Here is a 20,400-nt window from a genome sequence, read left to right on the forward strand (position 1 = left end):
TTTTTGACGCGGGCTTAGAGGGTGTAACTCAACGGCAGCTGGGTCGTCGACTTGATCTGCTCCATGGCGAAGCTGGAACTCATGTCGGTGATGCCGGACAGCTGGATCAGCTTCTTGTAGACGGCGTCATAGCCGGCGATGTCCGGCACCACGATCCGCAGCATGTAGTCGGTGTCGCCGGCCATGCGGTAGCACTCCACCACTTCGGGCAACGTGGCAATAAGGTCATGGAAGCGGCCCAGCCACTGGGCATTGTGCTGGTTGGTGCGAATGGCGGCGAACACCGTCACGGCGACGTTCAATTGCCCAGGGTCAAGCAACGCCACCCGCCCGCGAATCATGCCCTGCTCTTCTAGCTTCTGTACCCGACGCCAGCATGCGGTGCTGCCAAGGCCGACGCTGTCGGCGATTTCCGCGATCGGACGGGTGCAGTCTTTTTGCAGAATGCCCAGGATGGCCTGGTCGAATTTGTCCATGGGATGCGCGGTGGCCTCAGGTGAAGTCATATGCCGGGAAGCGATAAAGATAGGCCAAAAAGAGCGAAGCTGAAAATCATATTCCGCTAACTGGGGTTTTACCGGAAATATATTCTAAGCCGGGTCTAAATCTCCGTTGAGGAATCAATTTTTTTTCAGCCTGACGCTAGTAGTATTTTCTGCACGACGGACAGCGCAGAAATCCCCATGAAAACACTCCCTTGTTATTTCGATTACGCCGCCACCACACCGGTTGATGACCGCGTCATCCAGGCCATGGTCACCTGCCTGGGCCGCGAAGGCACCTTTGGCAACCCGGCCTCCAGCTCCCACGCATACGGCAATCAAGCCCGCCAGGCCGTTGAGTTGGCGCGCCGTCAGGTCGCGGAACTGGTGGGCTGCAGTGCCGATGCCCTGGTCTGGACCTCAGGCGCGACCGAATCCAACAACCTGGCGATCAAGGGCATCGCGCTCAACCCCAACAACGGCGCCCGTCGCCACCTCATCACCAGCACCATCGAACACAAAGCCGTCATCGACACCGTGCGCCAGCTTGAGCAGGCCGGGTGCCCGGTGACCTGGCTAGAACCCGACAACCGCGGCCTGATTCACCCCGACGCCGTGCGCCAGGCACTGCGCGACGACACCCTGCTGGTGTCGCTGATGCTGGTGAATAACGAGCTGGGCACCGTCACCGACATCGCCGCCATCGGCCAGATTGTGCGAGCGCACGGCGCCCTGTTCCACGTCGACGCCGCTCAAGGCGCTGGCAAACTGGCAATCGACTTGAGCGCATTGCCGGTGGACCTGATGTCCTTCTCGGCGCATAAAACCTACGGCCCCAAAGGCATCGGCGCACTCTACATCGGCGATCGCGCACGGCCGCTTCTCGAAGCACAGATGCACGGCGGCGGCCACGAACAGGGTTACCGCTCCGGCACCCTCGCCACCCACCAGATCGTCGGCATGGGCGCGGCGTATGCACTGGCCAGCGCGGAAATGGACGAGGAAGTTGCACGCATCAGTGCCCTGTCGGCGCAACTGCGTGAAGGCCTGCTCAGCCTGAAGGGCGTAAGCCTTAACGGCGATCCGCAACAGCGTGTCCCCCACACGCTCAACGTTTGCATCGAGAGCCCGGGGTTTAACGTCGCCAGCCTTGCAAGCGAATTGGCGGTTTCGTCGACCTCGGCGTGTAACTCTGCAAGCAGCAGCGTTTCCCACGTGCTGCTGGCGCTGGGGTTGAGTCAGGGTCAGGCGGGCAGCAGCTTGAGGCTGAGTTTGGGGCGGTATACCGAGGTGGGTGATGTGGAGAAGGCGATTGCGGTGATTGCTGGTAAGGTGAATGCGCCGGCTACGACGTTTTGGTGAGGGATTGAAGTCAGAAAGGGGACTGATTTATTTACAACGCTTAGGATTGTAAGGGGACAGGTTTAGTTACAGCGCTTCACCGTAAATAAACCTGTCCCCTCTGACTGCTTGGAACTTCGAAAGTTAAGGGGAGCTGTATTTATACAGCACTTTAATTTCGTTAGTTTTCTACAAAGACTGTAAAACGCTGTACACTCTTTACTACGTAGGCGCCCCATCAAAGCAAAACTTAGAGACCTCAACTCCCATTTTTCTTGTTCTGTTTACTCTTAACATCTTCAAGGTTGTAGCCTGCGGCGCGTGCCACATGCTTGTTTTTATCACCATATAATCTTTCCAATATCTCAATTGGTGTTTTTTTGTTGGCGGCTATAGCTATTCTTACAACATGGCTTTCATCCTGAGCAAGAGCCTCAAACATCGCTGGTGATAGCTTTCTCTTGGCTGCCACGAACTGCCTGATAGTACTATCAAACTGGCACAGCTCCTCTAAAATCTCCAATGGCACACTTTTATTGTGCGCCACCCATCGCCTGTAATCCGGATAATTTTTGATCACCTCGCGCCACACCGAAATGGGTGCTTCTTCAGTTGCCGCTCTGTCGTACTCACTTTTAATTGAGCTACTCCTTAGCGCAACAAATTCCTCAGCAGATGTGATCATTTTTCATCACTGGCTAGTTTTTCGATCATCAAGGTTGAGTCTAGCTACGTTCGCGACATCTTCGTCCTGATCTGTCAGCAATCTCTCTAAAATCGCGATTGGTGTTTTTCTATTTGCGGCTATCGCCACCCTTACAACATCACTAACGTCTCTGGAGAGTGTTTCAAACAGCGCCGGCGATAATTTCCGTTTTCTTGCGACGGCCTGCCTGATCGTACTGTCAAAAATACACAGATCTTCAAGGATCTCCAGCGGCACGGTTTTGTTATGCGCAACCCATCGCCTATAGTTGGGGTACTTGATGATGATCTCGCGCCAGACAGATGCCGGAGCTTCTTCCATCGCAGCTCTGTCATACTCACTTTTTAAGTCACTACTTCGTAGCGCGACAAATTCTTCAGCAGACTTTATCATTTATTGTCCTTGCATTTTAAAGACCTGAAATCAATGTTCTTTCCGATTCCGCTCTTGTGCTTGCTCATGTGATCACCATAGACGTCCGCGTCAGCGACCCACGTACCAGTTTTATCGTAAACTTTCCACGCGCTTTCTCCATGACCCGTTTTATCAATCGACCACCATTGGCTCCATTTCGGTTCATAAAAGTATTTTGCATAACCCACGCCGGCGACATTACCCTCACAAACGCGGTCGTAGCGATTGACCTCCCATTTTTTTCTGCATGCGCGTTTGCAGTTCTGATTAGGCTTATCTGACTTAGGCTTACGCCCTGGTCCGACGGGCGAACTTGCCAGCCCTAACGGGTCGACCCAACTGATTGAGTTTGGCCCATATTGGTAGATGTTCAATCCACCTAAATAGCCAATCGGATCCTTGCTGATGAACCGCCCGACCTTTGGATCATAGTACCGATGCCGGTTGTAGTGCAGGCCGGTTTCGTGGTCGTGGTATTGGCCTTGGAAACGGATGGGGTTGGTCAGGCCGACTTGCTGGGCGAACTCTGAGCGCTGTTCTTGCGCCTCGCCCCACGCTTTGTACTGAGCGCTCCACGCGGTGTTGCCGTTCTGGTCAGTCATTTCCTGGGGCGTGCCGAGGTGGTCGCATTGGTACCAGGCGAGTGCGTCAATCGGCAGCGCGACTGGCTTGTAGTTCCAGAGCGGGTCTTCTTTGAAGTTGTAGCGGCCTTCGTAGGTCGGTTGGCTTACGAGGCGGATGGTTTCGTGGCGGATGGCTTGGGCCACCGGCACGAATGTGCGGGGCTCGTGGATGTAGTGGACGGTTCGGCCTAACCCGCCAGCGCAGGGTGGAGGGCTGCTTTCCCAGGCGAGGTTGTCGCCATCCCAGCCGTATAAGGTGAAGCCGCAGCCGAGCTCGCGCTCTTTGCGGGCGTGTTCGTTTTCATTCCAGCCGGTGCCGGCTTCTGGGCGCGGTCGGTAATGGGCTTTTGAGAGTTTGTAGAGGCGACGTCCGAGTGGGTCGTAGCCGAAGTCGACAGTGAGGCGCGGATCGCGGAAGTGCACCAGACGATCGAATAGGTCCCAGTGCAGTTCGCTGCGCAGGCCGTTGGTCCAGCGCTCGGTCTGGTTGCCGCGTTCGTCGTATTCGTAGTGGTTGCCGGCGTAGTCGCGCAGCAGGTTGTCGATCAGTTTGTGGCGGACCGGTTCGGGGTCTAGTGGACGGCGGACGGGTGCGGCGCTGTCATCGAGCAGGTTGCTGGCCGGGTCGAAGGCGAAGGTTTCGGTGCCGAGGCGGCTCATGGCGCTGAGCAGGCGACTGACCGGGTCGTAGCGGTAACTTAATGGGCCGCGACGGCTGTCGTTAATGTCGGTGAGTTGGCCGGCGGCGTCGTAGGTGTAGGCGCGTTTTATGAGCGTGGTTTTGTCGTCTGCTCGTCCTAGCAGTTGCTCTTGCAGGCGTCCCGCCGGGTCCCAGCTTTGGGTTTGCAGCAGTTGGTTGCCCTGATGGCGGGCGACTTCGCGGTGCAGATCATCGCGCTCGTAACTGAGCAGTTCGTGCTCGTCGAGCTTCAAGCAGAGCAGATGGCCGCTGCCGTAGGTCAGCCAGCTGACGCGATGGCCGTCCGGGCGAATGGTCGCGAAGCGGTTATTGAGCGCGTCGTACTCATGCTGCCAGACGGCAACCAGTGGTTTATCCAGGTTCGAGTAATGCTGGTGCTCGCGCAGTAAATTGCCAGCTGGGTCGTGAAACCATTGCAGGCGACTGGCGGCGTTGGTCGCCATGACCAGATGGCCGTTGCCGTCGTAGGCGAAGGTTTCGCTTTGGGCTTGTTCGCCGAGGGTGGCGCGGCGTTCGGTGAGACGGCCCATGGGGTCGAAGGTCAGCGCAATGGTGCGCTGGCCGTTGATGGTCTCGGCAAGGCGCCCGGTTTCCGGGTCGTACTGATAGCGGGTCGAGCGCCCGTCGAAACCGCGCTCTTCCAGCAGCCTGCCCACAGGATCGTAGTGAAAATGCGCACGGCGCTCGTTTTCGTTTTCCAGCGCTACGAGGCGGCCCAGTTTGTCCCAGCGGTAACGCAAGGTTTGCTCGGCAGCGTCGACGCGTTCGGCGATAAATCCCGCAGCGGTATAGCGCCATGTGGTGCAGAGTTCCAGGCCATCGGAGTGGGCGAGCAGCCTGCCTTCGGCGTCGCGACTAAAACGTTCTTCGGTTTTGTCCGGATGCTTGATCAGGACCAACTGACCTGATTTGTATTCATACGTGGTGCCGTGGCCAGCGGGATCGGTGAAGCGAACCATCTGACCGCGTTCGTCGTATTCCCAGCTACTCACCTTGCCCGAGCAGTCGGTGTACTTAACGAGTTGTCCGGCATCGTTGTAGGCCAACGCCTTCTTGTTGCCATTGGCATCCCTGATCGCAGTAGGAAGACCAAACGAGTTGTAGGCGTACTCGGTGACGTTCTCTAGCGGATCAATCGCCTCAACGAGATTGCCGCGAAGGTCATAGTCCCGTTTCCACAGCCCACCCTCGCCATCGCTGATTTTGATCAGATGGCTTTTTTCGTCGTAGGCGTAATTCATCACGCTGTGATCAGCGCGGGTGTGTTCCGTCAGATTGCTCAGCTTGTCGTAGCGATACCGATCCGTGCTGCCGTCGGTATGAACGTGGCGAATTATGTTTTTGGCGGCGTCGCGAAAGAACCACTCCGAACGCCCGTCCGCGTGGCAAATGCGATAGGTGTAACCCAGGCTGTCGTAGTAGTGGCGGGTTTCGTGACCGAGGGCATCAGTGACGTAGGTCAGGCGGATGTTTTCATCCCACGCCAATCGCGTGTCAAAACTGCCGTCGTCCGCCCATTCGCGGATGGCTTTCGCGTCGGGGCCCGTGCCTTGCCACTGCAAATTCAAACCACGACTGGTACGGTCGGTGTAACGAGTAATCAGGTGGTCCTGATACTGATAACGCCAGGCAGCGCCGTTCTCGTCCTGCGCAAGAATCAGATCACCAAACCCATCGTATTGATACGCGCACAGTTGGCGTTTAACGTCGCCATCACGAATTTCCCATAGACCCGTCAGCCGCCCCTGATCATCGATCAACGTGCCCAGTCGAAGATGCACTTTGTTGACATCTTTCTCCGAGTAAGTCACCAGCTCGGAGAGCACCGACCCCCCCACCGTGCCGATGCTCGTAATGCAACATAACCCCGGCGCCGTTGGGCAAAACCTTGTTAATCAGAACAAAACGGTTACCCCGCTGAACATAGGTTTCCCTGTGCTCAAGCCCCCGCATCAGCACCAACCGATCTTTGCTGAGGCGAACGACGGTCAGATTTTCAATGGCGTTGAAGTGGAACAGTTTGACCTTGGGAAGGGGAAATTCGTGGCTGCGGCCATCGGCGTCGTGGAAGACCAAGCCTTCATCCACACAGTCAAATCGGGTGGTAAACGGAGTGATCCATCGTGCGCCAATGACGTCCTGATCGTAGGCATCCAGACTCGAACAGTAAGTCCGCGTCCACTTAATCGGAAAAGGCCCCGGCAGACTGAAATCGGTGTGACTAACCGACTCCGAGCCCATCGCAAAGCTGATGCTCTTGATCGTCGCCGCACAGGCGCAATTCTTCTGTTCGTTGGGCCGACCCTTTGCAGGCTTCTCGAACTGAACAGCCTCAAGCTTGCCTTCACTCGCCTTGCGCTTGGCCTGATTAACCATCCCCGGTTTGATGTTGAACGACTGGCCATGCCCGTTGCGCGACTGCCAGGTGACCACCGCATCACCCAGCGTGAGCAGGAGCGAACCAATGGAATTCTGAACCCCAGGATCCGCCAGACGATTGATCTGATCCCGAAGCTCCGGGCCCAGTGATCGCAACGAAGCCGCATGTCTGAGCACCTGCGCCTTCAGCGCTTCAGGCACGAAATATTCGGCAGCACCGTTAACAGCGCCTTTACCCGCAGCAATGCAAACATCCGCAGCGGCCGCAAAAATGTTGCCAATCGCGGCTTTGGGGTCATACGCCCACTGATCCCCAGCGACCTGAACCCGCTGTTCGGCCTCGAGCAAATCAGCCTTGGCGTTCAGCTCAGGGTTAACCAGCTTTTCAAGACCGGCAGCGATCTCAAGAAGCACACCTTCCCCAAGTTTCCCGGCATCCTCAAGAATGCCGGGGAGCTTGGCCTGCGCCTGTGGCACAAAGTCATCAAGCGTCCCGACGATGTCCGCGTTGAGGTGCCCGATCAGAATCTCGATCAGCACGTCACCCAACACCAATTTCCCGCTCCGACGCATCTCTTGGCGCACCAGAAACAGCATTGGCCGCAGGCTCATCCGTGCCGCCGCCATGCGAGGCGGGCGTGGCATCACTCCGATCAGATTGATGCCCAGACTCACCCAATCCAGCGGATCGCGCTTCTCGCTGCTCCATAACCTGGCGATGTCATTCAAGGCATCGACCAGCGCCATGATGTTGCCTACCACCGGCAGTCCGCCTGCCTGGGCCTTGATTCGATCAAGCGAAACAACCCCGCCGCTGATCTCCTGTAACCAGGCATCGACGTTTGCAGCACCGACGCCAACGTCCTGAAGCTGAATCAGATCAAGCGGGACGATCGCCACTTGAGGTTCGCGTTTCTCACCACCAACGGGCAGATTTAGGGGGCTCGCCAAGGATGCTCTCCGTGCTCAAAAAACGATCCGAGAAGGCGTGAATGCCAATCCGGGGGCGACGGAGATATCAAGGGTTGTGCCAGCTGTGAATTAGCCGATATAAATCAATTGCTTGCGAAGAAAAACGGCAGGCTTAAGCGAACGCTAAACCCGAAAACAAAGAAGAAGTGCGCAAGAAGTTGCGCACCCCTGTGCAACTTCTTGCACACTCGTCTGCACACCACGGACGACGAGGCCTCCAACCCATCAACCACCCCATTCTCACGAAACGAGTGCGCAGCTTTTTGCGCATCATGGCTATGAGTCGTCCGAAGGCTCTCTGCGCCAGCCCCTCCCCGACCCCGACCACAGTGAGAAATGCGACAACCCTGATCAGCATCAAGCAGGCGCCATCAGGACGAAGCTGATAGACTGCGCCCCGAAATTACTCAAGAGGAACGCTTCATGGCCACTAACCGCTCCCGTCGTCTGCGCAAAAAACTCTGTGTCGACGAGTTCCAGGAATTGGGCTTCGAACTGAAGCTGGGCTTCAAAGAGGACCTGGATGACGAGGCCATCGACGCTTTCCTCGACGCTTTCCTGACAGAGGCCATGGACGCTAACGGTCTGGACTACGTCGGCGGCGACGACTTCGGTCTGGTTTGCCTGGCGAACCGTGGTTCGGTCAGCGAAGAACAGCGCGCTGCTGTCGAAGCATGGCTCAAAGGCCGCAGCGAGCTGACTGAAGTTGAAGTCAGCCCCCTGCAGGACGCCTGGTACCCGGAAAAGCCGATCAACGCGGCTGTCTGATGAGCTGGCGGGCCTTCCCGCCGAGCTGATACTGAAAAAGCCATCCTTCGGGATGGCTTTTTTGTGTCCGGGATTCGAGGTTTTGGAGTGTTCACCGGACAAAAACTGCAGCCGGACATCACGAATGCTGCCATGAAATGGCGGCCTGCAGCCGGCGTTACGGGAAAAAACCACGGTTTAACGTGACTTTGAATGGGCAAGCGCAAAAAATAGCGCCGTTTGACGGCAGTACCCCGGCGCAAGTCACGAAAGCTTGGGGCATAATGCCGCTTTACCGAAACGCCAGTGTCACGCCCTGCCATCGGGCATTTTCTGGTGGATCGTTCACAATGCGAGGGAATTCACCCCCTCTTCATCTTCGTTGTTCGCTGCAGTAGGGTTTATTGAATGATCAAGTCTTTGCGTCCGCTGTTTATCGCCACCCTGCTTTTGCCCCTCTCGTTCTCCATCGCCGCCGCCCCTATCAATACAGCCCTGCCCCCCAAGGTTCAGGAAGCACTCAAAGCCAGCAAGCTGCAGAACGATGCGCTTTCGCTGGTGATGCTGCCGGTCAGCGGCCCCGGCACCCCGACTGTTTTCAACGCCGACGTGTCGGTCAACCCGGCTTCGACCATGAAGCTGGTGACCACCTACGCCGCACTGGAAATGCTCGGCCCGACCCATCAGTGGAAAACCGAGTTCTACACCGACGGCACCCTCAGCAATGGCGTTCTGCGTGGCAACCTGTACCTCAAGGGCGGCGGCGATCCCAAGCTGAACATGGAACGCTTGTGGCTGCTGATGCGCGACCTGCGTGCCAACGGCGTGCAGCAGGTGACCGGCGATCTGGTGCTCGACCGCAGCCATTTCGTACAACCGCAACTGCCGGTGTTCGATGACGATGGCAACGATAAGAACAAGCCGTTCCTGGTGCGCCCCGACTCCTTGATGGTCAACCTCAAGGCCCTGCGTTTCGTCACCCGCAACGACGGCGGCAGGATTCTGGTTTCGGTAGAGCCGCCCATCGCCGCGATCCACATCAATAACCAAGTCAAGGCGCTGTCATCCAGCAAGTGCACCGGCGACGTGCTGTACAACCCGGTGCCGGAAGCCGATGGCGGCATCACCGTCACGGTGTCCGGCCAGTTGGGTGACGGCTGCAACTCCCAAACCTATCTGTCGCTGCTCGATCACCCGACCTACACCGCCGGTGCCGTGCGCGCCATCTGGCAGGAACTGGGCGGGACCATTCTCGGCAAGGACCGTCTGGACGTGACACCGGGCAGCGCCAAGTTGCTGGCCAGGGCCTTTTCGCCGGATCTGGCGGAGATCATTCGCGACATCAACAAATTCAGTAACAACACCATGGCCCAGCAGCTGTTCCTGAGCCTGGGCGCCGAGTTCCGTAACGAAGCCGACGGTGACGACGCCAAAGCCGCACAGCGTGTGGTGCGCCAATGGCTGGCGAAGAAAGGCATCATCGCGACGCATCTGGTGATGGAAAACGGTTCAGGCCTGTCCCGCGCCGAACGGGTCAGCGCACGGGAAATGGCGCAGATGCTCCAGGCCGCGTGGAACAGCCCGTTTCAGGCCGAATTCATGAGTTCGCTGCCGTTGGCAGGGATGGACGGCACCATGCGCAAACGCCTGAAACGTACCGCCCTGCGCGGCGAAGCCCACATCAAGACCGGCACCCTGAACACCGTTCGCGCCATCTCCGGATTCAGCCGCGACAGCAATGGCAACACCTGGGTAGTGGTCGCGATTCTCAACGACCCGCGTCCATGGGGTGCGTCTTCGGTGCTGGATGAAGTACTGGTCAGCCTGTACAACCAGCCGAAACTGGCGAGCACGTCGATTTCGCTTCAGCAATAACGTCACGCGCCGGGCTGTGCGAAGTCGCTCGACGACATGCGCACAGCCCGGCGGCCAGTCTTTACGTACCTGCTCTGCCTACCAGCTCTGCCCCAACCCCAGCAATCCGAGAATCTGTTTGCGCAGGCCAACCAGATACGGGTCGTCACGGTGCCGTGGATAGGCACGGTCGATGATCAGCTCGGCCTTGATCTGCGCGGGCCGGTCGCTGAAGACAATGACGCGATTGGCGAGCAGCAGCGCCTCCTCGACATCGTGGGTGACCAACAGCGCCGTGTAACCCTGGCGTTGCCACAGATCGATCAACTCCTGCTGCATGGCAATCCGGGTCAGCGAGTCGAGCTTGCCCAGCGGCTCATCGAGAATCAGCAGTCTTGGCTCGTTGACCAACGCCCGCGCCAGCGCCACCCGCTGGGCCATGCCGCCCGACAGCTGTCGCGGATAGGCTCGTGCGAATTGACTCAAACCGACCTTCGCCAGGGCCTCATCAACCTTGCCCTTCGTGGTTTTGAGCAGACCCTGGGCTTCCAGGCCGAGGGCAACGTTGTCCCAGACCCGACGCCACGGGTACAGGGTCGGGTCCTGAAACACCACCACCCGCGTCGGATCCGGCCCGGTGATCGCCACACCGTCCGCCGTAATGCTCCCGCTGTCCGCACCTTCCAGCCCCGCGACCAGCCGCAGCAGGGTGGATTTTCCACAACCCGACGGTCCTAACAGGGCGACGAATTCCCCCGGTTCAACCTCCAGCGACACCCGCTGCAACACCGGCAGCTTGTGCCCTTCGAGGGAGAAACCGTGGCTCAGGTTATCGATGCGCAGCGCCAGACCACGACTGTGCTCGGCGCTTGCCGCTCTGGCTGCATTTACCATTTCATTGCTCCTTGCTGCCACGCCAGCAGACGGTCACGAATCAGAAACAGCGCCGAGATCAGCCCCGAACAGGCCAGCGCCATGATCAACAATGCTGCGTACATGTTGGCGTACGCCGCCCACCCCTGGGCCCATTGCAGGTACCAGCCGATGCCGGACTTCACACCCATCATCTCGGCGACCACCAGGGTGGAAAACGATGCGCCGAGGCCCATGAACAAGCCGACGAAAACGTGAGGCAGCGCTGCGGGAATCGCCACTTTGAAGATGAGAAAACCCTGTCTTGCGCCCAAGGTGCGGGCCACGTCGTAGTAGGCCTTGTCGACGCTCGACACCCCTGACCACGTCAGCACCGTCACCGGAAACCAGGTCGCCAGCGCAATGAGAAACACGCTCGCACTCCAACTGCTGGGGAACAGAAAGAAGCACAGCGGCAGCAAGGCGGTGGACGGCACCGGGCCGAGTATCCTCAGCACCGGGTGCAGCCAGTAGCCGATGCTCCGCGACCAGCCGATGGCGACGCCGGCGATGAACCCTGTCAGTGCGCCAAGGGCGACACCGCTGCCCAGCAGAATTGCCGAATGAAACAGGCTGTCGGCGAGGCGCGGCCAGTCCTCGACATAGACGTCCAGCAGCGCTTGGGGTGGCGCGAAGAACGGCACCGGCAATACGCCGAATTTGGCGGTGAGCAGCTCCCAGATCGTGAGCAGAATCGGCAGCGCGATCAGCCAGGGGCCGAGCGTTTGCGTACGCGCGGCGATGCGCGGAGACCAACGCCCCGCAACCACCGCCAGCAGGATCAGCCCCGACATGATCAGGCACAGATTCGCCAGACCCTGGGTCATCGGCCAGAGACGGGTGGCGTTGGGCAGATACACGATCAATAGCGCCGCCGCGAGCCAGACCGCCGCCGCCAACACGCCGTGCAACCAGAAGCGTCCCGCCGGGGTTTTCAGCCGTTCGACGCCGGCCGCCAACTCAACTGAAGACATCGGCAGTGATCTCCGCAGCAAAGGCGTTGGCATCAGTGCTTTGACGGATGACCTCGACGGTTTTCAGGTCGCGAACGTAGGTGGCGATCTCGGCGGTCAGTGCCGCGCCGACGGCGTGGTGGCCATGGGTGTGATCGTGAAGGATGGCGACGACTTCCTCGGTGGTGGTGTTCAGCGCGTAGGCCTGGAACCCTTTGGCAACCTCCTCCGGATGCTTGACCGAGTAATCGTGGGCTTCAAGAATCGCCTGAGTCAGGGCCGCCACGGCGCGTCTGTCGTCCCGCGCCAGTTTGCCGGTCACGCCCACCACGCAGCAGCTGAGGTTGGCGTAGTCCTCCACCAGATTCGACGACAGTTCGCGAGCCTTGCCGGCGTTGATCAATCGGTACATGAACGGGTCGCTGCCGCTCACCGCCTGCACTTCGCCGCGCTCCAGCGCCGTACCCAGCAAGTCGGCCGGATACAGGCGCCACTCGACGTCGCGCACCGGGTCGACGCCATGTTTCTTCAGGAGGATGGAAAAGAAGTTACGGTCGGGACTGGCCATGTCGGTCACGCCGATGGCCTTGCCTTTTAGGTCTTCGAGTGTCTTCACGTTGCCACTCGCCGCCGTCAACAACCGCAGGCATCCGCCGTGGGTTCCGGCAGTCAGCTTGACGTCGAAGCCCTGCTCCAGCGCTTTCAGCCACCGCAGCGCCATGCCGATGCCGGCGTCCGCTTTGCCCGTCGCAATGGCTTCCAGCAACACTTCGGTTGAATTGCCGAAATTGACCAGTTCGACGTCCAGATTGTGCTTATTGAAAAAGCCCTGCCCGTGGGCGATGACCACGGGGGCCAGGCACACGGCGTTCAGGTTGATCGCAAGCTTCAGCGCCCTTGGCTGATCGAGCCTGATGAACTCACCCGTGCCCGCGGGCTCGCTCGCCCCGCCACTGGCGTCGGCGCCGTGCCCTGCATGCTCCGCATGTTCGTCCGCAGCCCAGACGCCGCGCGGCAATGACAGCAGAAGTGGCGATGCCAGCGCAGCGCCGGCGAGGCTCAGCACCCGCCGACGGCTCAATTGATCGAAAACGGCCATGGTGTTCCCTTACCCGGTGAGTGAGATGGTCGTCGCCGAACAAGCATTTTTAATAACCAAATCCTGGGGTTTCGCCGACTGCTTAAAACATTATCACCGACCATTTAATTAATTAAATTCATTTTTGTTCTATATGACTATGCAAATAGTCTATCTGAATGACTTCGCATCCTGCATGCCAGGCGGCATCGAAGCGTACTGGCTGACGGCAATGTCATGCACCACCTCGTGCACTACCGCTATGCTGCGTGCTCGACCCATCACCGGATTCGCGTCGCCAATGAAGACCTCCAAGACCCAGCCCCTCCGCCACTCTCTTCTCATCTCGGGACTGCTCAGCGCGTTGCTATCGGCAGCGCTGCCTGCCCACGCCGAAGACAGCAAACCCACCCGCGTGCGCGGCGCCATCACAGCGATCGAAGGCGATGCGCTGAAAATTCACAGCAATCGCGGAGAGGACCTGCAGGTTGCGCTGACGCCTGACACGCAGATTCGCGGCGTCACGTTGGCGCAGGTGTCGGAAATCAAACCGGGCAGCTACATAGGCTCCGCCGCGGTGCCGCTGCCGGACGGTTCGTTGAAGGCGCTCGAGGTGCATGTGTTCCCGCCGGAAATGGCGGGCACGGGGGATGGCCATCGGGCCTTTGACCTGACGCCGGACAGCACGATGACCAACGGATCGGTCGGCGATCTGGTCGCCAGTAATGGCCGCACCATCACGGTGAATTACAAAGGCGGGCAGAAGAAGATCGTCATCCCTGATGACGTGCCGATCGTCAACCTGGTGCCAGGCGATCGCAGCTTGCTCAAGCCCGGTGTGAAGGTGGTGCTGCAGGCGCAGAAAGGTTCGGACAGCGCGCTGACGGCGCTGTCGATTTCTGCGGGGGAAAATGGCGTGACGCCGCCAATGTGAAGCGGCCAATGTGCAGGGCTTGTAGCGTTCAAAACCTGCGTGGCGCCGGTAGATGAAACAGCACCGGTCAGCATGCGCAGGTCAACTAATCAGGTCTGACTCAGAGACAGGTCGCGAGCACCGCGCCACGTTGCTCAACCACCTTGGCGCCGGGCTTGGCGTAGAAATTGACCTTGGTCATGCCCGCCTTGCCCGCCACGTCAGCGAAATATTCGCCCTCGGTGGTGTAGACCGTGAACGCGCCCGGCTCGCCTTTGGCCATGAACACGTCGGCCACATCCCCGAACAGCTGAACGTTGGCCCAGGTGACCTTGATGCACTCGGCAACGGCGACCGCTGGCTTCTGACTGGTGTAAACCTGCGCCGGCCCTGCCGAACGTGTCTGATTCAAGCTCATGCAACCCGACAGAAGGATCAGTGCCACAGCGCCCGCCCAATGTTTCATGCCAGTCCCATTCATCAAACGTCCTTTTCGTTAAAAAAGGAACGATGTTACCAGCAACCTCAAGCGAGCCCCATGGGTAAGCCGTCCGAGCGCTTAATCATCCAGCCCGGCGGGCGGTGCAGCAGGCGCGGCCTTGCCGGGCTTGGCCGATTTGCCTGACGGCGTTGCGGTCTTCGGCTCGGCGACGGGCGCAGGTGGAGCAGCGGCGGCTGCTTCCTTCTCGGCCATCGGCATCTGGTCTATGGTGCTGAAAATCTCCTTCGGATCGATGGGGCCGTTGTGAGTCATTTTCTTCTCGCCGTCCTTGCCCACCAGAATCACCTGCGCCTGTTTTTCTGTCTGTGCGCCAAGCTTGAGTTCGCGGATAAGGGCCATGGTGGTCTGGGCGTCGAGGTCTTTACCGTTACGCTGCCCCACGGTATTGATGATGGTGTAAAGGACCATGTCACGTTTGGCGAAACCATCCTTGTTGGCGGGTTCGTCCAGACTTTTCTTAAGAGCCCCCAGCGTCGGGTCTGCCGAACTCGACGCGATAACGATCAGTGGACGGGCCTTGCCGCGCTCCTGGGAAAGTGGGCCATCACCGTCGGCAGCCAGCAAGGGGCTCGACACGGCGAACAAAACGGCAAGGGTCAACGACCGGCTAAACATACACACCTCCTCTGGATTTCCATGCACTGATGATCGCGCATCATGGGAAAAGGTCCAGACGGTAGCGGGAAAAAAACCGGATTTATTTCGCGGCGCGCAGAGGCTCGCGGGTATCGAATAGGGTCAAAACGTCCGGCCATAGGGGCTATGGCTGACGTGAGCACCGCTGGCCTGAGGGGAAAATTTCGGGCAACAAAAAAGGGCGAATCTTTCGATTCGCCCTTTTTTTCACCGCCCAGCAGAGCGGATTTGTTTGGTAGGCGCGATTGGACTCGAACCAACGACCCCCACCATGTCAAGGTGGTGCTCTAACCAACTGAGCTACGTGCCTGCTGTGGGTCGGCATTCTACGGATATTCAAATGACTGTCAACGTCTTTTTCGCCCACTAAGCCTATGAATATGCAAATTATTTCCCCGTAGCATCGACATGGGCGGATCAACCTACAGAGTCGCCGTCGATCAGCGAGATTCGGGCGGTGAACGCCATGACCGGCCTCCCGATCGCCAGCGGATGCTTGGGTGAATCAACGGGGCCCTCGACTTGCGCACCGAACATGCCGCCTGTCGCCATCATGGCACTTCGGACGAACTTCAGATGCCCAATGGTGACAAGGAATCACGACACGGAGATCACCTGATGAACAGATTATTGACTGCCTTTACCCTCGGTTGCGCCCTGACATGCACTTCCCTCACAGCGCTGGCTGGCGCCACATCGCCAGACATGGGGCCGCCACCTTCCCAGACCGGCATCGACCCGCGCGTACAGGGCAGCGACCCGGCTCGCCAGGGCTCTGATGTGGACACGCAAACCAAGAAAGGCATCAGCATTGGCGGCGGCACGTCGATGAGCAATAACACTGGCAATAACAACGATGCCGATTTGCCCGGCGGCGATACCACCACTGGCGGCGGCAGCAAGGGCTCGGGTTCGTCGAGCGCGGGCGGCGCAGGCGGTTGAAGCACTACGTAGGCGCGGGCCATTACAGACGAATCATTAAGGGCGCTTGAACAGCGCCCTTTTCGTGCCCGGTTGTCGTGGCTTACCGTCGTGCTTTGATATAGTGCGTCGCCGCCGCGCCTGAACCAGGGTCGCGGACCCGGGCGTCATCAACAGTGGAGAGCGGCACCGTGGGCATGAAGAAATCAGCGCTGGAACTCAAGCGTGACCTGAGCACCATCGCGGCCAATCTGGAAAGCACTGCAGGCGAAATCAGCCGACTGGCCGAACGGGTCAACGATGTCGACGTGGTCGCGGTGCTGCACTTGATGAACCAGCAGTACAAGGACGCCGACCGCCTGCGCGCTTATGTGGACGAGATCAGGGCGGGCCGCATTACCCGCGCCAAGGCCGACTGATCGGCCGGCGCAATGGCCGCTCGCCCGGGGTGATTCAGGTTCAAGCAAGCAAAAAAGGGTGACCCTCTCGGGCCACCCTTTTTTGTTACCGCCCAGCAGAGCGGATTTGTTTGGTAGGCGCGATTGGACTCGAACCAACGACCCCCACCATGTCAAGGTGGTGCTCTAACCAACTGAGCTACGTGCCTGCTGTGGGGCGGCATTCTACCGGGATCCGGAACGCTGTCAACTTTGATTCATCCCTAAGCCTATGAATGTCCGAGCTATTTGTCCCTGCACTGGCGAATCATGCTAAATGAGTGCGCCCGTGCCTCGGTGGCCAATGCCTTGCCAGCATCGCGTCAAGGCCCGCAAACCTCCAGCGTCGGCTGGCCGCAAAATTTCATCTCAGGTAGGATCCGCCCACTCGTAAAAAATATAAAACAGGGGTTACAGGATGACGAACACGCCATACCCACATTCCTATTACGCCGCTTCCGCCAATCCGGTTCCGGTTCGGCCTCGGCTGCAGGGGGACGTCGAGACCGACGTGGTCATCATCGGCGCCGGCTACACCGGGCTCTCCAGCGCGCTGTTTCTCCTGGAACACGGCTTCAAGGTTACCGTGCTGGAAGCGGCGAAAGTCGGTTTCGGCGCCTCGGGCCGTAACGGCGGACAGATCGTCAACAGCTACAGCCGCGACATCGACACCATTGAAAAAAGCGTCGGGCCCAAGGAAGCACAACTGCTCGGGCACATGGCCTTCGAGGGCGCGCAGATCATCCGGGACCGCGTCGCCAAATACCAGATCCAGTGCGACCTGAAAGACGGCGGGGTTTTCGCCGCGATCACGCCCAAGCAGATGGGCCATCTGGAGTCGCAGAAACGTCTCTGGGAACGCTACGGCCACACGCAGCTGGAGCTGATGGACCAGCGCCGCATCCGTGAAGTGGTGGCGTGCGACCAATACATCGGCGGCATGCTCGACATGAGCGGCGGTCACATCCACCCGCTGAACCTGGCGCTGGGCGAGGCGGCGGCGGTCGAGTCCCTGGGCGGGGTCATTTACGAACAGTCTGCGGCTACCCGCATTGATCGCGGCGCCAGCCCGGTCGTGCACACCGCCGAGGGCAAGGTTCGGGCGAAGTTCGTGATCGTGGCAGGCAACGCCTATCTGGGCAATCTGGTCCCGGAACTGGCGGCCAAATCGATGCCCTGCGGCACACAGGTGATCACCACCGAGCCGCTGAGCGAGGAACTGGCGAGCACCTTGCTGCCCCAGGACTACTGCGTCGAGGACTGCAACTACCTGCTGGATTATTACCGGCTTTCCGGCGACAAACGTCTGATCTTCGGCGGCGGCGTGGTCTACGGCGCCCGCGATCCGGCGAACATCGAAGCGATCATCCGGCCGAAGATGCTCAAGGCGTTTCCGCAACTGAAGGACGTGAAGATCGATTACGCCTGGACCGGCAACTTCCTGCTGACCTTGTCGCGGTTGCCCCAGGTCGGCCGGCTGGGCGACAACATCTATTACTCCCAGGGATGCAGCGGACACGGCGTGACTTACACCCATCTGGCCGGCAAAGTGCTGGCCGAAGCGCTGCGCGGACAGGCGGAGCGATTCGACGCCTTCGCCGGCCTGCCGCACTACCCGTTCCCCGGCGGGCAATTATTGCGCACGCCGCTGACGGCAGTGGGTGCCTGGTATTACAGCCTGCGGGACAAGCTGGGGTTCTGAATCAGAGGCGATGAACGGCCAACCGTTAACGGGCAGCTGGATTGTTCAGCGCCTTCACCGCCTCGCCAGCCGCCTGTTCCTGACCGGCCTGGGCCAGATCATTGGCGGCTTTGAGCCAGCGCTCGCGGTCTACCGGCACGGGCACCTGGCGTGGGCTCTGGATCAGCACGGCCCAGTTGCCGGCGTCGTTCCAGTCCGAGGTGAACGAATCGAAGCTCGCCGTCACACGCCCCGGCCCGGTATAAATCAGCACCGTGCGCTTGTTCTGATCGAACCCGACCAGCACGCCGTAGCGCTGTTCTTTCCAGAACATCGAGCCGTCCGAAAACCGCACCATGACCGGATACCCCGCTGACACCTGCGCCAGCAGGTCTGGAAAACCGTGGTCGACGGGGTACACCACAAACCCGTATTCCCGGGCCAGGTCCAGCATGCTGCGGTCGAGCTTGTCTTCGGCGCCCGGGAGTTTGAGCGGTTTTTCCAGCAGCCCCGGCGTGGTCTGTACGCCATGGACGGTCAGCATGCTGGCCAGTGCGAACGGCGCGCTTTGATAATCCTTGCCCCGGAAGGACGGCACCGCGTTGATTTCAACCCGGTCGGGCAGTGTCTTGTACATCGGCGGATAGCCGGGTTTCCAGTTGTGGGCATTCGAGCAGCCTGCCAAGACCAGCACGGCGGCGAGCGCCAGCCATTTGCGTCGACCTGCAACGCTATCCAATCGCGTCAATGCCCGCACGTTCTTCACTCACTTGACTGATGGCGACGGATCCCTGGACCCGGCCGGAACGCGGATGATAGAGCCGCCACTGGTTGCGGTATAGCCCGAAACGCTGTCAACGCGAGTGGATAGAACAAATCGGTCATGCAATTCCTACCACCGGTCAATTTTTGGCAACAACAGGGAGACTAGACTGTCGGTTACTAAGAGACGAAGAGAAGAGCCGGAGGAAGCCATGAGCCTCGGAATGACCATTGTGATGTTGATCGCTGCCTGGCTGGCCGTTGCGGCCGCCATGTTGTGGGGGGTGATGCGTATCTCGCGTCGCCATCATCCGCATTATCGGGAAACCGAAGCCGCGAAATCCGTTGAACGCGCGCAACGCAAAATCCGTCATGTCACGGCCCATTGATACCGCCGTGTAACGACTGATCACCGTACAAATGAAAACGGTCGGTAATGGCATCCCATTCCCGACCGTTTTTTATTGCCCTGCTTTTGTGCTGCTTCGCTCTTTATCGGCGAGCGAAGCTTATCCAGGCGTCAGACCTTCTGGCCCTGCGCTTCGGCGTCCAGGCGGCGCTGGCGCGACCGACGAACCAGCATGTTCAGCACTTCAATCAGAGCCGAGAACGCCATGGCGGTGTACACGTAGCCTTTCGGAACGTGGGCGCCGAAGCCTTCGGCGATCAGCGTCATGCCGATCATGATCAGGAAGCCCAGCGCCAGCATGACCACGGTCGGGTTATCGTTGATGAACTTGGCCAGGGGCTCCGACGCCACCAGCATCACGACCACGGCGGCCACCACGGCGATGACCATGATCGGCAAGTGCTCGGTCATGCCAACGGCGGTGACGATACTGTCGATGGAGAACACCAGGTCGAGCATCAGGATCTGACCGATCGCAGCGGCCATGCCTAGGGTGACGGTGCTGGACGCGGCTTTCTCGGCTTCGCTTTTGACGTCGACGCTGTGGTGAATCTCGGTGGTTGCCTTCCAGACCAGGAACAGGCCACCCGCGATCAGGATCATGTCCTTCCAGGAGAAGGCCTGGCCGAACACTTCGATCACCGGCGCGGTCAGCTGGACAATCCACGCCACGGTGGTCAGCAGGCCCAGACGCAGGATCAACGCCATGCTGATACCGATCCGGCGCGCCTTGGTGCGCTGATGAACCGGCAGCTTGTTGGTGAGAATCGAGATGAAAATGAGGTTGTCGATACCGAGCACGATTTCCATGACGACCAGTGTCGCCAGAGCGATCCACGCCGTTGGGCTTGCAGCCAGTTCCAGAAGGTATTCCATATAAGCGAGTGTCCAGGATCAGTTCAGGGGATAGGGCGGCATTCTAGGGACGGAAACACTTCAGTAAAATTCGTATTTTTCAAGCGTATACTTCGGTTTTCC

Annotated in this window: 19 protein-coding genes, 2 tRNA genes and 1 pseudogene; 8 read left to right on the forward strand and 14 right to left on the reverse strand. The window is 59.2% G+C overall.

The window, feature by feature from the left end; genetic code table 11:
* Positions 1–14: 14 nt before the first annotated feature.
* The gene (locus IFT47_RS07840; RefSeq protein WP_192172486.1) at positions 15–476 is read right to left on the reverse strand and encodes an Lrp/AsnC family transcriptional regulator; all 462 of its coding nucleotides are present in this window, start codon (positions 474–476) and stop codon (positions 15–17) included.
* 207 nt (positions 477–683) lie between these two features.
* On the opposite strand from IFT47_RS07840, the gene IFT47_RS07845 reads away from it, so the two are divergent.
* Positions 684–1,844: a cysteine desulfurase family protein gene (locus IFT47_RS07845; protein WP_192172485.1), complete on the forward strand. Its 1,161-nt coding sequence runs from the start codon at positions 684–686 to the stop codon at positions 1,842–1,844.
* Between the two features lie 238 nt (positions 1,845–2,082).
* On the opposite strand, the gene IFT47_RS07850 is transcribed toward IFT47_RS07845, so the two are convergent.
* The 3 genes and pseudogenes from IFT47_RS07850 to IFT47_RS28085 form a co-directional block, all read right to left on the reverse strand.
* Positions 2,083–2,508: a hypothetical protein gene (locus tag IFT47_RS07850; protein WP_192172484.1), complete on the reverse strand. Its 426-nt coding sequence runs from the start codon at positions 2,506–2,508 to the stop codon at positions 2,083–2,085.
* Between the two features lie 6 nt (positions 2,509–2,514).
* Positions 2,515–2,922, reverse strand: a complete 408-nt coding sequence (locus tag IFT47_RS07855) for a hypothetical protein (protein WP_244655917.1) — start codon at positions 2,920–2,922, stop codon at positions 2,515–2,517.
* Between the two features lie 320 nt (positions 2,923–3,242).
* Positions 3,243–7,578, reverse strand: a pseudogene (locus IFT47_RS28085) (RHS repeat-associated core domain-containing protein); the annotation flags it as partial.
* A gap of 462 nt (positions 7,579–8,040) precedes the next feature.
* On the opposite strand from IFT47_RS28085, the gene IFT47_RS07865 reads away from it, so the two are divergent.
* Both IFT47_RS07865 and dacB read left to right on the forward strand, forming a co-directional pair.
* Positions 8,041–8,385 (forward strand): YggL family protein, encoded by a 345-nt coding sequence (locus tag IFT47_RS07865; RefSeq protein WP_065988787.1) that lies wholly within the window; start codon positions 8,041–8,043, stop codon positions 8,383–8,385.
* A gap of 387 nt (positions 8,386–8,772) precedes the next feature.
* Positions 8,773–10,239, forward strand: coding sequence for a D-alanyl-D-alanine carboxypeptidase/D-alanyl-D-alanine endopeptidase (dacB, locus tag IFT47_RS07870; protein ID WP_192172483.1), 1,467 nt, complete (start codon positions 8,773–8,775; stop codon positions 10,237–10,239).
* Between the two features lie 78 nt (positions 10,240–10,317).
* Here dacB and IFT47_RS07875 read toward each other — a convergent pair whose 3' ends face one another.
* Genes IFT47_RS07875 through IFT47_RS07885 form a run of 3 tightly spaced genes read right to left on the reverse strand, consistent with a single transcriptional unit; the run spans position 10,318 to position 13,182 of the window.
* Entirely contained in the window at positions 10,318–11,112 is a 795-nt protein-coding gene (locus IFT47_RS07875; protein WP_192172482.1) for an ABC transporter ATP-binding protein, read from the reverse strand.
* Positions 11,106–12,104: an ABC transporter permease gene (locus tag IFT47_RS07880; RefSeq protein WP_192172481.1), complete on the reverse strand. Its 999-nt coding sequence runs from the start codon at positions 12,102–12,104 to the stop codon at positions 11,106–11,108. Before IFT47_RS07880 ends, IFT47_RS07875 begins: the two co-directional genes overlap by 7 nt.
* Positions 12,091–13,182, reverse strand: a complete 1,092-nt coding sequence (locus tag IFT47_RS07885; protein WP_192172480.1) for an ABC transporter substrate-binding protein — start codon at positions 13,180–13,182, stop codon at positions 12,091–12,093. Before IFT47_RS07885 ends, IFT47_RS07880 begins: the two co-directional genes overlap by 14 nt.
* Positions 13,183–13,462: 280 nt before the next feature.
* Here IFT47_RS07885 and IFT47_RS07890 point away from each other — a divergent pair, with 280 nt between their 5' ends.
* On the forward strand, positions 13,463–14,095 hold the full coding sequence (locus IFT47_RS07890; protein ID WP_192172479.1) for a DUF5666 domain-containing protein: 633 nt from the start codon (positions 13,463–13,465) through the stop codon (positions 14,093–14,095).
* A 100-nt stretch (positions 14,096–14,195) separates the two neighbouring features.
* Here IFT47_RS07890 and IFT47_RS07895 read toward each other — a convergent pair whose 3' ends face one another.
* The 4 genes from IFT47_RS07895 to IFT47_RS07910 form a co-directional block, all read right to left on the reverse strand.
* Positions 14,196–14,555 carry a 2-oxoacid ferredoxin oxidoreductase gene (locus tag IFT47_RS07895; protein WP_244655915.1) on the reverse strand — a complete coding sequence of 120 codons (360 nt, stop codon included), beginning with the start codon at positions 14,553–14,555 and terminating at the stop codon, positions 14,196–14,198.
* Between the two features lie 78 nt (positions 14,556–14,633).
* Positions 14,634–15,191: a DUF4174 domain-containing protein gene (locus tag IFT47_RS07900; RefSeq protein ID WP_192172478.1), complete on the reverse strand. Its 558-nt coding sequence runs from the start codon at positions 15,189–15,191 to the stop codon at positions 14,634–14,636.
* Positions 15,192–15,445: 254 nt separating this feature from the next.
* Positions 15,446–15,522 (reverse strand) — tRNA-Val (locus IFT47_RS07905).
* 107 nt (positions 15,523–15,629) lie between these two features.
* Complete coding sequence (locus IFT47_RS07910; protein ID WP_192172477.1) at positions 15,630–15,767, reverse strand: hypothetical protein; 138 nt, start codon at positions 15,765–15,767, stop codon at positions 15,630–15,632.
* A 63-nt stretch (positions 15,768–15,830) separates the two neighbouring features.
* Here IFT47_RS07910 and IFT47_RS07915 point away from each other — a divergent pair, with 63 nt between their 5' ends.
* Positions 15,831–16,154 carry a hypothetical protein gene (locus tag IFT47_RS07915; protein WP_192172476.1) on the forward strand — a complete coding sequence of 108 codons (324 nt, stop codon included), beginning with the start codon at positions 15,831–15,833 and terminating at the stop codon, positions 16,152–16,154.
* A 176-nt stretch (positions 16,155–16,330) separates the two neighbouring features.
* Positions 16,331–16,552, forward strand: a complete 222-nt coding sequence (locus IFT47_RS07920; RefSeq protein WP_197983806.1) for a hypothetical protein — start codon at positions 16,331–16,333, stop codon at positions 16,550–16,552.
* A gap of 111 nt (positions 16,553–16,663) precedes the next feature.
* Here the strand turns inward: IFT47_RS07920 and IFT47_RS07925 are convergent.
* Positions 16,664–16,740 (reverse strand) — tRNA-Val (locus IFT47_RS07925).
* 248 nt (positions 16,741–16,988) lie between these two features.
* Between IFT47_RS07925 and IFT47_RS07930 the strand changes: the two genes are divergently transcribed.
* Complete coding sequence (locus IFT47_RS07930) at positions 16,989–18,272, forward strand: NAD(P)/FAD-dependent oxidoreductase (protein WP_192172475.1); 1,284 nt, start codon at positions 16,989–16,991, stop codon at positions 18,270–18,272.
* Positions 18,273–18,297: 25 nt separating this feature from the next.
* Here the strand turns inward: IFT47_RS07930 and IFT47_RS07935 are convergent, their stop codons facing one another.
* Complete coding sequence (locus IFT47_RS07935; protein WP_197983805.1) at positions 18,298–18,999, reverse strand: peptidase C39 family protein; 702 nt, start codon at positions 18,997–18,999, stop codon at positions 18,298–18,300.
* A 226-nt stretch (positions 19,000–19,225) separates the two neighbouring features.
* Here IFT47_RS07935 and IFT47_RS07940 point away from each other — a divergent pair, with 226 nt between their 5' ends.
* On the forward strand, positions 19,226–19,402 hold the full coding sequence (locus IFT47_RS07940; protein ID WP_192172473.1) for a hypothetical protein: 177 nt from the start codon (positions 19,226–19,228) through the stop codon (positions 19,400–19,402).
* A 131-nt stretch (positions 19,403–19,533) separates the two neighbouring features.
* Here the strand turns inward: IFT47_RS07940 and IFT47_RS07945 are convergent, their stop codons facing one another.
* Positions 19,534–20,298, reverse strand: a complete 765-nt coding sequence (locus IFT47_RS07945) for a TerC family protein (protein ID WP_192172472.1) — start codon at positions 20,296–20,298, stop codon at positions 19,534–19,536.
* Positions 20,299–20,400: the final 102 nt, after the last annotated feature.

It is taken from the genome of Pseudomonas sp. CFBP 13711, from assembly GCF_014842265.1.
Classification (GTDB): domain Bacteria; phylum Pseudomonadota; class Gammaproteobacteria; order Pseudomonadales; family Pseudomonadaceae; genus Aquipseudomonas.